This is a genomic window from Erwinia sp. Leaf53 (assembly GCF_001422605.1).
Lineage (GTDB): Bacteria > Pseudomonadota > Gammaproteobacteria > Enterobacterales > Enterobacteriaceae > Erwinia.
Genome location: NZ_LMLK01000012.1, coordinates 297,076 through 311,514, shown reverse-complemented (window position 1 = coordinate 311,514; position 14,439 = coordinate 297,076). Strand labels below are relative to the sequence as shown.

The following is a 14,439-nucleotide window of genomic DNA, read 5'->3' as shown; positions in this document are numbered from 1 at the left end:
CCTGCACGAAAGCACTGTATGGATAAACAGTATCATGCATATCGGATGTTGAAAACAATTTTTGTAGAAAATCATAATGTTGAGTTTTTTTCGCTCGAGCTGACAACTATTTATGAAGGTAATTGACTAAACCAATAGCACATTAGCAGATACTTAGTTATCGTATCCTCAACTGCACCATTTTAGACCAATTAGCCCCTTTATCCTTGGGCTTACCCGCAAACACCTCTCCACTGCTCACCCCACGGAACCATAACCCGCAAACTTTTGTATCTACTCCCCGAATAACTCGCAGAGCCATACCTCGGCTTATCTTCTCACCAGTTATCTCCTGGATCTCACTGATTGCTCTAGCGCAAGCCGTCTCAATTTTAGGTCCCCGATCGAGCGAGCGAGGCACTTTGTCTGGTTCTTCCGCTCTTATTTTCCTCAATAACTGCCGCCGCTCACGGTCACTTATCGTATTGAAGTCCAAATCAGCCACTGGTACGGGCTGCGTCAGATCCTCAGATCCCGATCTCCCCGTACAGTTATTGACAGAACTCCGAGAGGACGCGGGCGCGCCCTCAAGGTCAAAACCAAAATCAAGGCCAGAACCAACGGACAACACCGACGGCAGACTTTCGGCACTGTCAGCCGCCACGCTGGCAGCTTTTTTAGGCACAATCTTCCACTGAGTAAGCCGGGTAAGTATCGGCGTGTCTTCACCCACCTGGGTGGAGTAAACGCCCTTGATGCGGATTGTCTCTTCGCCGTACTCGTTCAGCTCGCTGCCTGCCTGGTACCAGGTACGCACGGCCAGATCGTCGCGGCGCACAAACGGGCCACCCTGCGCGTTTACATATTCAGCCCACTGCCCCTGATCGGCAGCATCATGCACGGCAGCAAACTCAACACTCAGGCCGTGCGCCACTTCGCTGTCAGCCATGCGGCGCAGCTCGCGGTAAACCGTCACCGGCGCGCCGCCTACAAACTGGAACTGCCGGATATGCCAGCGCGCCGCCCAGGCGGAAACCGCCGGGGCCGTATCCTTCAACGCCTTCCCGCTTTCGTCGTCCAGTTCCCCGTCCAGCGCGTAGCCGTCGATATTCTTGGAGATATATTTAGCAACGTAGCCGGTCGCGCTGCCCTTCTCGGGATCGATGGCTTCGGCATGGAAACGTGCTTTACGGGCTTTATCAGAAGCCAGCTCGTGCGTATCTTCCTGGAAGGCGTAGTCACGGATAATTTCACGGACGCGCTGCACGTCTTCCGGCAACATAAACATCAGCATGTGCCAGTGAGGGGTCGCGTCGTGATGAGGTTCGGCCACGCGGATACCGAAGATGCGGATCTCTTCGCGGTGCAGCTTGGCGCGCACCTTCTGCCAGACGCCGCACAGGTAGCGCTGAGTATCTGCCGGGCTGGCACCGTTCCATTTGCGGTTACGGTGCCCGGTCTTGATATTGGCGTGAAAACGAGATGGCGCGGTGATGGTGTAGAAATCCCCCACGAACCCCATTTCATTGCAGATATTCTCAAAGCCGCGGATACGGGTCATCAGCTCGCAGCGGCGGATCGCCGGGTTTGCCACGCTACCATCGTACTTTTCGATCAGGCTGATTCGGTTACCGTCATCGTCCTCCAGCTCCATTCCCTTGAGAAATTCGCGGGTGCGGCGCTTCTGCTCGCGCCACTCGATCACGGTCATGGTGCTGGCATACGGCGTGTGCTTTTTGCTGACGTTAGCCAGGGCGATCTGCAGGTGCTCCCTCCATGATGCAGCCAGCCGGCGCAGGCGGCCTTTCCACCATTTCTCGGTTTTCATACGGTGAATGGCTGGTACAACATCATCCGGGCAGAAAAACTTAGTGCTGACCTTATCCCACAGCGGCGGGGTCTGGCCCAGCTGCCGGGTGATGGCCGCTGCCGTCATATAGGTGCGCCAGACGTGTTTGTAGTCAGACGCGCCCTTTACCTGCTCATGCGCCTGCACCATTTCCGCCAGGATAAAATTAGCGACATCACCGGCCAGCAGATCCACATCAGCGCGTGACATATCGGCCAGGCGGTTAAATCGCCTGATAATCTCCCACAGCCCAGCTGCAGCGCTAACACCCCGATCACCGGCAGGCGCTATACCGGCCAGCATGCCAAACATATCGGGATGCATGTCATTAACCCGGTACTGAGCATTAACGCTTTCAACACGCGGCAATGTGCGCTCAACGAATGTTTTCGTTAAGTACGCATTGGCGCGGGCTAATCCCTCTTTTTTCTCCAGACCGTTCATGCGGCGCTTCACGTCCATCTGGATCAGAAGCGGCTGCGCCTCCAGCAGATCACGCGCACGCGAAAGCGCCGCGAACATCTGTGCGCGGCGTTGAATGTAGGAATTAGTGAGATACGGCTTGCTGATGGCATCCCCTGGGGTGTTCCAGGGGTATGCGTAGGCTTGTTGATTATCAACGACAGCATTACAGTTGGCACTGTTTCCAAAGGAAGGAGTTTTTAATGTCGTCTTATCCACCGCTTAATCGTCCTTATTATGACGATATGATGAAAATGCACGCGGCCGAATCTGCACCTCGAGGCGCTGTAAGGCTCTTATCAGCGAACGAAATGTATGCCGCATGTGACGCGTTTTTGAATCTGACGAGAAACTACGAAGAAGGTCGTTGGCTTCCCTCAAAACCCTGTCGAAATGAGATTGCTCGTCGGCTCCAATGGTGCGTTGAAGCAAAGTGGATACCTCGCGAAGAATGGACAGGAGCAGTGCAGCGCGCATTGAATAGCGTGCTCCAACCGATCCGGCACACCCATACACAAGGATTTCCTGAGTGGGTGACAGAGGGATCTCTAGAGTCAGATATTCACAATTCTGTTCGTGCAACACGCAAGACAGTTGAGCTTTTTGCTCTTGGCGATCGGCGATACGTGCCAATGCAGACAGAACTTTTTCTGCTTCCCGCTCACTTCGGCGAATTTCTTGCTTCTCTGGTCGCTGGAAATGTATATCCGATGTGGCTTGCGCAGGTTGATAGCGAAGATACTCCGGAGTGCCGCGATGGTCAGTACCCGATATATACCCAGCGAAAAGATTAATCATCGTCGTTTTATTATTAGCTGACTTAAGCATGGCGCGTCACCACTGCATTATCAGTTGCATTAAACCCGCGCCATTTAGCAAAATTACCAGACGACACTGCAATAACCTCTACAGCGCTTTTCCCCTCACCAGCTGCCACACCAATGCTGCGCGGTGCTGTTACCTGCACGACCTCAAAGCTGGCATACAGCTCGCGCACCAGCTGCGTGTCGCTGTTCGACACAACTACCGGCACCATATCTTTGGAGAATTGGGTAAGCACCCCGGCCAGAAACGCCTGATCACCCGCGTTAAAACCTCCGGCGCTATATTCGGTAAAAGTGCCGTCATATGGCGGATCGCAATAGACCACATCACCGGGCATCACCGCCGATAACGTCTGTTTGTAGTCAGCACAAAAAATCAGTGCGCGCTGCGACTTGATGGCAAATGCTTTTATTTCTTCCAGCGGGAAATATGGCTTGCGGTAGTTTCCGTAAGGGACGTTAAAATCGCCTTTCTGGTTATAACGACACAGCCCGCGATAGCCATTCCGGTTAAGATAAAGGAAGTATACAGCTCGGGTTAATCGTGTCGGCCATGTTCTTTCATTGAACTCTTCGCGTATGCGATAATATGCGACCTCAGATCGATTCTCCTTAAAAACAGCATCAGCAAGAGTAATAAATTTCTCCGAGTCAGACTGAATTTGCTGATACATGTTAATCAGATCAGGATTGATATCCGCAATCAGATACTCTTCATAATCCGTGTTCATCATTACGGAACAGGAACCCGCGAAGGGTTCCACCAGACGACGCCCGGCTGGCAGGTGCTTAACCAGGTCAGGCATGATGCGGGATTTGCTGCCAACCCATTTCAGAACGGTGTTCATACAGCAGCCCCCCGGTAATGTGTCGATTTCAGCTCGTCCACTTCTTTGCAGGCCACGCACAGCGTTACACCGTCCAGTGCCTTTCGGCGAGCTTCAGGGATAGGCGCATCACAACTTTCACAGAAGAAAGCGCTCAGTGCGACCGGGCGCTGTGTGGCATTAGCGATATTGCGGGCGAGGTTCTCAGCTTCGCGCTGCTGAACCAGATCCATAGAGTCAGCCATTAGCGCGTGCCTCCCTTGCTTCGTTCTCATAACGCTCCGCTTCTGCGCGCAGCATATCTGCCACAAAGAATCGTGATTTCGCGCGGTGCTGAACTTCATTAGCCAACGCAGAAAGGCGGCGGGCAAACTTAAAACCAACCTCAGCGCGTTCATCAACCCTTGCTTTATTAATCAAATCGATCAGCTTAACTACGTCTGCGTCAAACTCTCTTGTCTCAATATTTCTCATAGTATTTCTCCAGATTCAGGAAAAAGAATGCCCGGCGGGTTTACCGCCATAATTAATATTGTGGTTTTAAACTAGGCTATCGGATAACTTAAACTTACCGGGCAATAATTCACCCCAGCGGTTTAATTTATTCATTGCGGTGATAATCAGCTCGCGCCGATGTAAATCAAAAGACTCGAACGGCTTGCCAATTTCATTGGCTGAAAATGTGCCGGGTGCGCTGCGGTTTACCAGCGTCATAACGCAGAATTTATAATCCTCACCCTGACGGTTGAAAAAGTTCAGCGTCCGGTTTCTGTTTTTGGAGAACATTTCCTGACGAGCTTCGCGAAACTCATCAAAGGACATTTTATCAACGCGGTTATGCACCAGATAAATCTTTTTTGGAGCGACCGGCAGATGCCTGATGTTGCCTTTTAATGCGGTAGCGTAACGAGCCATATCAACCCCCGAAAATGCCGACTATGCGAGCAAGAATATTTTTCCGTCTTACGTTAGCCATGCCACGCAGGAGCTCAGATTGTTCGTTGCATGGATGCCACTTTTTCCCTTTATCGCCAGAGATCCAGCCGTGACCGTAGGCCATTGACGGGCTTTGACGCTTTAACATTGGTGCCACTGAAATAGCCATGACCACCTCAACTTAGCGCGATTGAAGCGCTGATACCGCTGAGCGCGTCCACGGTGTTAGCCAGGGCTGGGTTTGACTGCACCCGGGCATGAATACTCAGGCCGATCAGCGTCAGGCAGCGGATACCAGCATTGACGTTTTCCATGAAAGCGCTCTTGCAGGATGGCGTCATTTTCTTACCGGATACTGCGGCGGCCGCCAGCTTGCCGATCTCAGCCGTGGCCTGCATAACGTACTGCGGAACGCGCCCGGCCTGCGCTTCATTAACCGGAACCGCGGGCATGCACTTCATTTGCGCCAGCAGGCCGTCGATCAGCGCCGCGTCCTCAGTCACATCAGTGATGGCAACAATCTCCATCGCGGTGAGCTGATGCACCTGATCCGGGTTGAGCTTGTTGCGTAGGGTCTGCTGGTTCATACCCAACGCCTCGGCCAGTTCACGGATGTTATGGCGGCTGGCGAACACCCTGCAGGCGCTATCGAAATGTGGTTGTGTGGAAGTCTGATAATCAAACATGCTGCATCCTTACAATTCACTTAGAGTGAATTACGCGCCGAAAACCAGTTGGAAACGTGAATGCCCCAGCGCTTTTCTGAGTTGTTCTTCTTTCCAGCGGGCATAGTAAATGCGGATAGGGCCACCGGCCTTCTTGCAGCCTTTGCGAATGTTGCGAGGTTCAATTGGTACGCGAGGATTGTCACCGGTAGTCCAGCGGTAAGCAGTCCGTTCAGAAACGCCCTCAAGCTCTGCAAACTGTTGCAGGCTAACAATAGGAGCGGGAACTTTGATGATTGCGATCTCAGAAGGCATATTGCATGATTCCTCTTTTGAAAATACCTGACAGTGATTGCCAAAGTTTTGCCGACGTTTGCCATTAACTGCCACCATTCACAGTGATACTAATGCTAATTTTAGTATCTAGCAACAAAGGAATGCTAAATTTAATGATAGATGCTAATTTTGATAACGAAGCGTTACTAAATAGGATCTGTGAGGTTTATGGGTTTACTCAGAAAATCCAGCTAGCCAACCATTTCAAAATCGCGGCAAGCTCTCTACAAAACCGTTACAAGCGCGGCAATATGTCATACGATTTTGCTGTTCTGTGCTCCCTGGAAACTGGAGCCAGTCTCAACTGGCTGATGACCGGAGAGGGTCATAAAGACTCTTCCGCCAATGAGGCCGATACATCAACAGCACTACCCTCATTCACTTTAAGTGATGGCATCCTTTCCAATATTGGCACTATCAATGCTGACAACAAGTTTTTCAGCAAACCCCTACGAAATGCCTTCTGTCTCAAAAGCGGTAACAAGAGCTACATCACAGAGAAAGATGCCTCTCTGACTGATGGCTTATGGGTGGTTGATGTTGAAGGAGCGGTTAGCCTGAGAGACTTAACGGTTCTGCCTGGCAAGAAATTACATGTTGCGGGCGGCAAGGTTCCTTTTGAATGCGCGACAGACGAAATCAAAATGCTGGGGCGTGTGGTTGGTGTTTACAGTGAGATCAACTGATGGCAATTCGTAAGAATCCGGCAGGAGGCTGGATCTGCGAGCTTTACCCTAATGGTGCAAAAGGTAAACGCATCAGGAAGAAATTTGCCACCAAAGGGGAAGCCCTGGCCTTTGAGCAGTACTCAGTTCAAGCGCCCTGGCAGGAAGAACGAGAAGACAGGCGCACTCTAAAAATGCTGATAGATGCATGGTTCAGCGCGCACGGCATCACTCTTAAAGATGGCATCAGACGCCAGCAAGCAATGAGCCACGCTTTTGAATGTATGGGCGAACCACTGGCACGCGATTTTGATGCACAGATGTTTTCCCGCTACAGGGAAAGGCGTTTAAAAGGTGATTACGCTCGTTCCAACAGAGTGAAGCAGGTTTCACCACGCACATTAAATCTTGAGCTGGCTTACTTCCGGGCAGTGTTCAATGAACTTAACCGCCTTGGAGAATGGAAGGGGGATAACCCGCTCAAAAATATGCGCCCCTTCCGTACAGAAGAAATGGAGATGGCCTGGCTAAACCACGACCAAATTTCGCTACTTCTCGGAGAGTGCAAACGGCATGACCATCCTGATTTAGAAACTGTGGTAAGAATCTGTCTCGCCACTGGCGCTCGTTGGTCTGAGGCCGAGAGCCTGAAAAAAAGTCAGCTCGCGAAATACAAAATCACATACACCAACACGAAAGGCAGAAAAAACCGCACAATTCCCATCAGCAAAGCGCTTTATGAATCCCTGCCTGATGATAAAAAAAGTCGTTTGTTTAGTGATTGTTATGGCGCGTTTCGGTCTGCTCTGGAAAGAACAGGCATCGAACTTCCCGCAGGACAACTTACTCATGTTTTGCGGCACACCTTCTCCAGTCACTTTATGATGAATGGTGGTAATATTCTGGTCTTGCAGCGTGTGCTCGGTCATACTGATATAAAAATGACTATGCGATATGCGCACTTTTCCCCTGACCACCTAGAAGATGCAGTTAAATTAAATCCGTTAGCAAATAATTGATTAAAAAATCTCAATAAGGATATAGTAATGGCAGCAAAACTTTTCACATGCCAATTATTCGAAAGCAAAGGGTTAAATAAAGCGATATATTTTTCTGGATTAACCTATAACCTCATCATTCATCCATATGTTTATGGCGAACCTCTAGCATCCATTCAGCCTATATACTACCTTGATGAATTAGAAGCTATTGCGAGGTTAAGAATTGAGCCGCCAAGCCCAATCTCAGAAAAAGAAATAGAGTATTTAATAGATAATTATTTATTCGAATACTCACTCTTAAACATCAATTCAAGAATGTGTTCAAAAATAACAAAACCTGCATTTTGGCCTTTCGATTCAAACGATCTATATCAATATCATGACAATAAAAACACCAGAGCTCTAACACTAGATCCACTTAATGACGATAGTATTGTAAGTTTACAAGATTCTTCAGGAAAAGAATGGGATTTCACTGACTTTTGCTTCGCAAAACCATTAATTTTCAACCATCTATCGAATTGCGCCATAAATATCAAGAAGCTCTATAATGAGAAAATAAATGTTATGATTACTCCTGACTCTCACCGAGATGGATATATGGGGAAATTGAGGTTAATTGAAAGTGAAAACGAAGTTTTAGATTATACACAGGCTCTTGGCTTAGAAAACAAAATATCGTTCCATAGGATAATAAACGTTGATACATTTGAGATAGAGTCTGAAATTATATCAGGCGACGTTATAGATATTCCCGTTAAAAAAATAACCACAAACAAAACCTATTCACCTTTGTTACTTTCATATTATTTTTCTGGATTAAGAGAAAGAAATCCGTTACTGAGCTTTACTGGTTATTATAATGTCTTGGAATATTATTTGGAAGACGCAGCGCCAATCATGGGACTTACAACTGATCGAACAGAAAAAGAAAATTTAAGACACGTAATTAATTTAATAACCAATCAAAATGAAATTTATCAATTCATAATAAATTCCTCGAGAAGACTAGTTACAAAAATAGGACAAGATATTATTTCATCTTCAGGTGTTAGGATCGCTGGCGTTAATGTTCAAGACGAACCAACATTAATGACTAACATTAGCGACTGGCTCTATAAAATACGTTGTGCAGTAGTACACTCAAAAAAAAGCAGGAGAGGACAAACCGAAGCTATCTTTGAACCGTATTCTAGTGAAGCCGATAATATACAATCAGCTTTAATTGTGATCAAATGGCTATCTCAAAAATGTATCTTAAAAGATAATGAGTTAACAAACGCTCTACCATGAACCAAAGCTATAGAGTGGCGATAAAGTGGCGATAGATATGGCGGATAGTGGGTAATCATTGGCAAACAGATGCAAACTATGTCAATGATAAATAAAGCAACCTATTGATTTTAGGTTGTTCCGGTAGGAACTCATAATCGCTTGGTCGCTGGTTCAAGTCCAGCTGGGGCCACCAAATTTTAGCTGTTAGAACAGCAAGTTAAGCCACCTTTTGAAAGGTGGCTTTTTTGTTTGTGTGAGAGAGTGTCGCAAAAGTGTCTCATTAAGCACCCAGCTTTTTGGCCTGGTCATCTTTGCCGCCTGAGTATCCCTGAGGCCTTCGAAAAGGCCTCGCCGTGAGGACAGGAACTGTCTAAGGAATTGCGGGCGCTCCAAATATCCTTCATCACTCGCATAATTATCGATGCATTAACACCTGTAGAGCCAAAGTTGGTGCAGCAGGTGCCTCTATTAGCTGGTTCAGCTGTTGCCAGCTTTTCTCTGCGAGCTGTTGACTGGGCTGATTTTCCAGAACGTATTCTTCCCGCTCAATTTCGGCATTCAGGATAAATACATCCAGTTCTTCCTCTGTGATAGTGGCAGTTACATGTAACTGATTATTTAATTCAGAATTAATTTTCAACTCAACACCCTCTTTTTATTACCAACCAACTTTTTAGGTAATGCTGTTACTTTTGACATTAATATGTCTGTAATTTATTAATCTGATGGAAAAAATCCCTGCGAAGCAGGATTTCATTAAAACATTAAAATCAATTGGTTATATAAAACCCCCTCTCCACTATCAGCATTCTTGCTCTTGATAGATTGCACTCCCTGGTTACTTTACCGTCATTCAGTGAGTAATCGCATGCACAAAAATTGCTCATTCAGTCAAAAGTTACCAATCTGTGGGGCCAGTAACTAAAGAGTTAGTTCACCAAGAATCCGCGATGCTGATGCTGATGCTGATGCTGATGCTGATGCTGATGCTGATGCTGATGCTGATGCTGACCAGAGCATAAGAAAATTGAATGTGATTAGGTGAAAAAAATCCACTACATTCAAATTTCGAATTTTGAGCGCAGTTCCGGTAAAGGCTGAGATTTCTCGCCGTCGTTTAAGGTTCGAAACCTGTCAACGATCGTTGCTTCACCAGCGAACTCCGCACAATCCCAACAAATCCCCCTCAAGGAAGAGCAAATGCAAATCGAGCAACTAAACGTCCTGACAGCGAGCCATAACGAGTTAAACGAGCTGGTATCCCTGTTAACCGACTGCGTGGAAAGCGGTGCCTCTGTCGGGTTTCTCGCCCCGCTGGAAACCGGGGAAGCACAACGCTACTGGCAGGGGGTTGCCGCCGATCTGGCTGAAGGGGGGCGCACGTTGCTGATAGCCCGTGATGCAGGCCGTATCGCCGGGGCCGTGCAGATTAGCTACTGCGGAAAGAAAAACGGCAGCCACCGCGCCGAAGTGGAAAAACTGATGGTGCATACGGCGTTTCGTCAGCGTGGCGTGGCACAACAGCTGATGGCCGAACTGGAACGACAGGCGCAGGCTAATCAGCGCACCCTGCTGGTACTGGATACCCGCACGGGGGATACGGCGTCAACGCTGTATCGCAAACTGGGCTATCAGGCAGGCCATATCCCCGGCTTTGCACGCAGCTCGGCAGGTGCGCTGGATGGCACCACCTTCTTTTACAAAGCCCTGTAAGTCACCAGCTGCTCATTCGCGCTAACCGCCACCACCAGCCCCTCCCCCACCAGCACCCGCAGATCGCGCCGGGCGGTTTGAGGGGAGATGCCCAGCGCCTCGGCGACTTCCGCGCCGGTAAAGGTTTTGCCGGGCGTGGCTGACAGCACGTTGACCAGTGTCACCTGGCGCGGGGTCAGACGGCGGAGCGCGCCAGATTCGAACAGGCGGCGATCCAGCGCGGCGCGGCGATTAACCAGCGAGTCGATATGTTCCAGCAGTCCGTTAACCGCCCGGGTGATAATACTGGCCTGATAATCAAGGAAGTAGGTCAGGTCCATCCCGTCCGTTTCGGTGTACTGGTAGCTGTGCGCATATCTGGCCGGCGCGTTGTGCAGCAGGCTGCTGATCGACAGGTAGCGAAAGGCCTCGTAACCCGACCTGAGCATAAACCAGTAGAACAGCGCGCGGCTGGTGCGGCCGTTGCCGTCGCGGAACGGGTGCTCATGGGCGATCATAAAGTGCAGGATGCTGGCGCGGATCATTGGGTGAACGTAGTCGGTCGATTCGTTAGCCCAGGCGCAGACGGCCTCCAGCCGGCTCAGAATGCTGTCTGCCGCCGGTGGGCGATAAATAATCTCGCCGTCCCGGCCGGCAATCACCACGTCGTCAGTCTCGCGGAACAGCCCCGGCGTGTAGGTTTTGTCATTAATCCCGCTCATCCCCACCGCGTGAAAGTGGCGGATCAGATCCACGGTCAGGGGTTGCTGCAGATGCTCCGCAATCTCACTCATCAGCCGGGCGTTACCGGCGATCATCTGTTCACCTTCCGTGCGCGCGCGCCGTCCGCTGGAGAGCATCTCCCGCGCCACCAGCGTGGTGGTGTTCGCGCCTTCCAGCTGTGAACTGGTGATGGCCTCACTGAACCGCAGCGGGGCCAGCTCTGCGCCGCTGGCGCTCAGGCGGCGGCGAATATCATCCAGGGCGGGGCGGGTGGTGTATCTGTCGACCTGCTCCAGCGCGGCAAGGATGCTCTGCGTCAGGTTAAACCCGGCCTGCTGCCCCCGTTCGTTGCGGTACGCAATGCGCTGGATGGCCGCGTTGCGGGCCATACGCGTAAAGTGCCAGGCCATCGCGGGATCGTCGCCAGGCGCAAGACGATACTGAAAATCATCAAACGGCAGATAGCGGCCTTTATCATCAACCAGCCGGTTATAGCGGTTGTAATGCGTCAGCGTCGCCATGCTGATGTCTGAGCTCAACGGAGGTGAGGGGGGGCGGATGATTGCCATAAACTACGCTCAAAAATTGAATATTGGTTCTAGTTTAGACATTGAAGAGCGGTTACAGCAAAATTTTCGCTTCATTGATGATAAAGGTTCGCAAACTCTCTCTTAACGTTTAGCCGCCAGCTCCCTCATCTGGGCCTGCAGAGAGTCGTGCACCTGCTGGTTATTCATGTTCAGCCTCTTCCTGTGTGCAGGCAAATGAAAAAAGGCCCCACAGGGGCCTTGATTAGTCTTTTAGCGTAATGAATCAGAACGAACTCCAGTTCTCATCCCCGCCCCCGGTCTTCGCCGCAATCAGCGCCGGCTGCGGTCTTTTCAGCTCAGGCTTACGCCCTGCGCCGGGCCCGGCCGATCGGCCCGCATCCGCGTCACCGCTTCTCTCGCGCAGCTTAAATTCGCCCACCAGCTCCGCCATTACCGCGGCCTGTGCCGACATGGCGTGGGCGGCGCTGGCGGACTCTTCCACCAGCGCGGCGTTCTGCTGGGTGGTGGTGTCGATCTGGCCGATAGCCTGGTTAATCTGGCGGATGCCGTCGCTCTGTTCGTGGGCGGCGCGGGCGATGTCGTTGATCAGCCGTTCCACGTCGCCGGCGTTGCCGACCATCTCGCGGATCACCGCACCGGTCTGTTCAATCAGCTGCCGCCCGGTTCCGGCCTGGGTTACCGAGGCGTCGATCAGCGCTTTGATATCTTTCGCGGCGGTGGCGCTCTTCTGCGCCAGGCTGCGCACCTCACCGGCGACGACCGCAAAGCCTTTGCCCTGCTCGCCGGCGCGGGCGGCTTCCACCGCCGCGTTAAGGGCGAGGATATTGGTCTGGAAAGCGATTGCCTCAATGACGTTGATAATCTCCGACATTTTCTGTGCAGACTGGTGGATGCCCTGCACCTGTTCGGTGGTTTTCTGCATCATGGCGGTGTTGCGCTGCATAATGCCGCCCCCTTCCGCCACCAGCCGCTGCACCTGGCGGGCGTTGTCGGCGGTGTTTTCCACCGTGGCGGTCAGCTGCCCCAGCGCCGAGGCGGTCTGCTCCAGCGCGCTGGCCTGCTCTTCGGTGCGTGAGGAGAGGTCCTGATTGCCCGCCGCGATCTGTGAGGCGGCACTGGCCACCGAACCGGCGCCGCTGCGGATCTGGCCCAGCATCTGGCTGACGTTAATCGCGGTACTTTTCAGGCCGGTCAGCAGCGCGCCAACGTCATCCCGGTGATAGCGCTCCTTAAACGCGGTGGTCATATCGCCGCGCCCGCTCGCTTCAATTCCCGCCAGCGCCTCGGCCAGCGGCCGCGTAATGCTGCGCGAGATCGCCCGCATCACCAGCATGCCGGCGATCGCCGCCAGCAGCGCCACCAGCGAGAAGATCAGGTTGTTGCGGTCAAGCCCGGCGGCCAGGCGGTCCATCTCGCCGGCCAGCACCACGTTGAGGTCGTCCAGCAGCAGCTTTTGCTGCGCGTCCAGCTGTTCCAGCGCACCGGCACCGGCGGTTTTTTCCAGCGTCTCCGCGTGCGTTTTGAAGTAGTGCTGCTGCTGGCTGACGAATTTCTCCCACACCTGGCGGTCGCCCTGCAGATCTTCCGGCACCACGCTGTCGATCATCGCGGCGATCCTGCCCTGCAGTTCGCGATAGGCGTTCATCGCCTGCGGATCGCGGCTGGTGACGTAGTTTTTATTCACCCCGGCGATGGCCAGGTTGCTGTCGTAGAGATCGTTGACCGTCGCCGTGCGCGCCATCGATCCTTTAATGGTCGAGTAGCTGTACTGGTTAACGGCAAACAGCAGCACGATAAACGCCAGCAGGGTGCCGAACCCCACCAGCAACTTTCTGGAAACAGACAAATTACTCAATAGCGACATGGCAGGGATCATCCGTAAAATGAGGAAAATTGCTGAAGTTATCGGCAGTCAGGCGCTGAACTTAATAGTGAGAGGGAGAAAAAGTAACGATAAATGATAATGTTACGACTTTATTAAACGAAGTCGCTATCGATGGTTAATCAGCCAACCGATCGCGTCAGTTTGCCGATCGGCGATCTCCGGCAGGCGAATTTGCGGTGATTAGCGGCAGGCCGCTTCAGCATTAATGAAGTGTTTTACCGCGCGGCGCGATCGATTTACTCATCCATCGGCACCGCGCTTCAGGTTATGATATCGCCCTTCATGAAAACCCTGGCATAAACGATGTTAAAACTGGATAAAACCGATCGGGCGATTCTGGCCGAACTGCAAAAGGATGGCCGCATCGCCAATAATGCGCTGGCCGAGAAAGTCGGCCTCTCCCCCTCCCCCTGCCTGCGGCGGGTGAAGGCGCTGGAGGAGGCGGGCGCCATCGAGCGCTACGCGGCGATCCTCAACCCGAAGGCGGTGGGGATGGAGATGACGGTGTTTGTGCGCATCTGGCTGACCAGCCAGGATGCCGATACGGTGGATCACTTCTCGCGTGAGGTGCGGGCGATGCCGGAGGTGGTGGAGTGCCATCTGATGGTCGGCGACTGTGATTTTATCCTGCGGGTGATGACCGCCGATCTGGCCGCCTATCGCCGCTTCCAGACCGAGTATCTGACCCGCATTCGCGGCGTGCAGAGCGTAAAGACCGACCTGCCGATGCAGACCATCAAGCAGACCACCGAGATCCCGCTGCGTTAAG

Annotated in this window: 17 protein-coding genes; 6 read left to right on the top strand and 11 right to left on the bottom strand. The window is 51.8% G+C overall.

Annotated elements, in window-relative coordinates; all coding sequences use genetic code 11:
* Positions 1-157: 157 nt before the first annotated feature.
* A complete protein-coding gene (locus tag ASF13_RS10185; protein ID WP_235514989.1) occupies positions 158-2,398 on the bottom strand; it encodes a replication endonuclease in 2,241 nt (746 codons plus the stop codon).
* 95 nt (positions 2,399-2,493) lie between these two features.
* Between ASF13_RS10185 and ASF13_RS24290 the strand changes: the two genes are divergently transcribed.
* Positions 2,494-3,084 (top strand): hypothetical protein, encoded by a 591-nt coding sequence (locus ASF13_RS24290; RefSeq protein WP_156365579.1) that lies wholly within the window; start codon positions 2,494-2,496, stop codon positions 3,082-3,084.
* A 26-nt stretch (positions 3,085-3,110) separates the two neighbouring features.
* Here the strand turns inward: ASF13_RS24290 and ASF13_RS10180 are convergent, their stop codons facing one another.
* From ASF13_RS10180 to ASF13_RS10160, 7 genes are all read right to left on the bottom strand, one after another.
* Entirely contained in the window at positions 3,111-3,962 is an 852-nt protein-coding gene (locus ASF13_RS10180) for a Dam family site-specific DNA-(adenine-N6)-methyltransferase (RefSeq protein ID WP_056235659.1), read from the bottom strand.
* Positions 3,959-4,186 (bottom strand): TraR/DksA family transcriptional regulator, encoded by a 228-nt coding sequence (locus ASF13_RS10175; RefSeq protein WP_056236376.1) that lies wholly within the window; start codon positions 4,184-4,186, stop codon positions 3,959-3,961. Before ASF13_RS10175 ends, ASF13_RS10180 begins: the two co-directional genes overlap by 4 nt.
* Entirely contained in the window at positions 4,179-4,415 is a 237-nt protein-coding gene (locus ASF13_RS23460; RefSeq protein WP_072166346.1) for a DUF2732 family protein, read from the bottom strand. The genes ASF13_RS10175 and ASF13_RS23460 overlap by 8 nt, the downstream gene beginning before the upstream one ends.
* A gap of 66 nt (positions 4,416-4,481) precedes the next feature.
* Positions 4,482-4,856, bottom strand: coding sequence for a hypothetical protein (locus ASF13_RS10170; RefSeq protein WP_072166345.1), 375 nt, complete (start codon positions 4,854-4,856; stop codon positions 4,482-4,484).
* A 1-nt stretch (position 4,857) separates the two neighbouring features.
* Entirely contained in the window at positions 4,858-5,046 is a 189-nt protein-coding gene (locus ASF13_RS23455) for a phage filamentation protein Fil family protein (protein ID WP_072166344.1), read from the bottom strand.
* Positions 5,047-5,053: 7 nt separating this feature from the next.
* Positions 5,054-5,563, bottom strand: a complete 510-nt coding sequence (locus ASF13_RS10165; protein WP_056235658.1) for a phage regulatory CII family protein — start codon at positions 5,561-5,563, stop codon at positions 5,054-5,056.
* Positions 5,564-5,593: 30 nt separating this feature from the next.
* Positions 5,594-5,857, bottom strand: a complete 264-nt coding sequence (locus tag ASF13_RS10160) for a hypothetical protein (RefSeq protein WP_056235656.1) — start codon at positions 5,855-5,857, stop codon at positions 5,594-5,596.
* A 134-nt stretch (positions 5,858-5,991) separates the two neighbouring features.
* Between ASF13_RS10160 and ASF13_RS10155 the strand changes: the two genes are divergently transcribed.
* From ASF13_RS10155 to ASF13_RS23450, 3 genes are read left to right on the top strand one after another with little or no spacing between them, the layout of a single operon-like run.
* Positions 5,992-6,564 (top strand): phage repressor protein CI, encoded by a 573-nt coding sequence (locus tag ASF13_RS10155; RefSeq protein ID WP_082502332.1) that lies wholly within the window; start codon positions 5,992-5,994, stop codon positions 6,562-6,564.
* Positions 6,564-7,562 (top strand): tyrosine-type recombinase/integrase, encoded by a 999-nt coding sequence (locus ASF13_RS10150; RefSeq protein WP_056235651.1) that lies wholly within the window; start codon positions 6,564-6,566, stop codon positions 7,560-7,562. The genes ASF13_RS10155 and ASF13_RS10150 overlap by 1 nt, the downstream gene beginning before the upstream one ends.
* Positions 7,563-7,589: 27 nt before the next feature.
* Positions 7,590-8,837 carry a hypothetical protein gene (locus ASF13_RS23450; RefSeq protein WP_072166343.1) on the top strand — a complete coding sequence of 416 codons (1,248 nt, stop codon included), beginning with the start codon at positions 7,590-7,592 and terminating at the stop codon, positions 8,835-8,837.
* A gap of 397 nt (positions 8,838-9,234) precedes the next feature.
* Here the strand turns inward: ASF13_RS23450 and ASF13_RS23445 are convergent, their stop codons facing one another.
* Positions 9,235-9,459, bottom strand: coding sequence for a DUF1778 domain-containing protein (locus ASF13_RS23445; protein WP_156365578.1), 225 nt, complete (start codon positions 9,457-9,459; stop codon positions 9,235-9,237).
* A gap of 560 nt (positions 9,460-10,019) precedes the next feature.
* On the opposite strand from ASF13_RS23445, the gene ASF13_RS10145 reads away from it, so the two are divergent.
* Positions 10,020-10,532, top strand: a complete 513-nt coding sequence (locus tag ASF13_RS10145; protein WP_056235648.1) for a GNAT family N-acetyltransferase — start codon at positions 10,020-10,022, stop codon at positions 10,530-10,532.
* Here ASF13_RS10145 and ASF13_RS10140 read toward each other — a convergent pair.
* Both ASF13_RS10140 and ASF13_RS10135 read right to left on the bottom strand, forming a co-directional pair.
* Positions 10,517-11,803 carry a Fic family protein gene (locus ASF13_RS10140; protein WP_056235645.1) on the bottom strand — a complete coding sequence of 429 codons (1,287 nt, stop codon included), beginning with the start codon at positions 11,801-11,803 and terminating at the stop codon, positions 10,517-10,519. The two genes, ASF13_RS10145 and ASF13_RS10140, sit on opposite strands and share 16 nt — an antisense overlap.
* Positions 11,804-12,047: 244 nt before the next feature.
* The gene (locus tag ASF13_RS10135) at positions 12,048-13,631 is read right to left on the bottom strand and encodes a methyl-accepting chemotaxis protein (protein WP_233208925.1); all 1,584 of its coding nucleotides are present in this window, start codon (positions 13,629-13,631) and stop codon (positions 12,048-12,050) included.
* Between the two features lie 342 nt (positions 13,632-13,973).
* Between ASF13_RS10135 and ASF13_RS10130 the strand changes: the two genes are divergently transcribed.
* Positions 13,974-14,438, top strand: a complete 465-nt coding sequence (locus tag ASF13_RS10130) for an Lrp/AsnC family transcriptional regulator (RefSeq protein WP_056235641.1) — start codon at positions 13,974-13,976, stop codon at positions 14,436-14,438.
* Position 14,439: the final 1 nt, after the last annotated feature.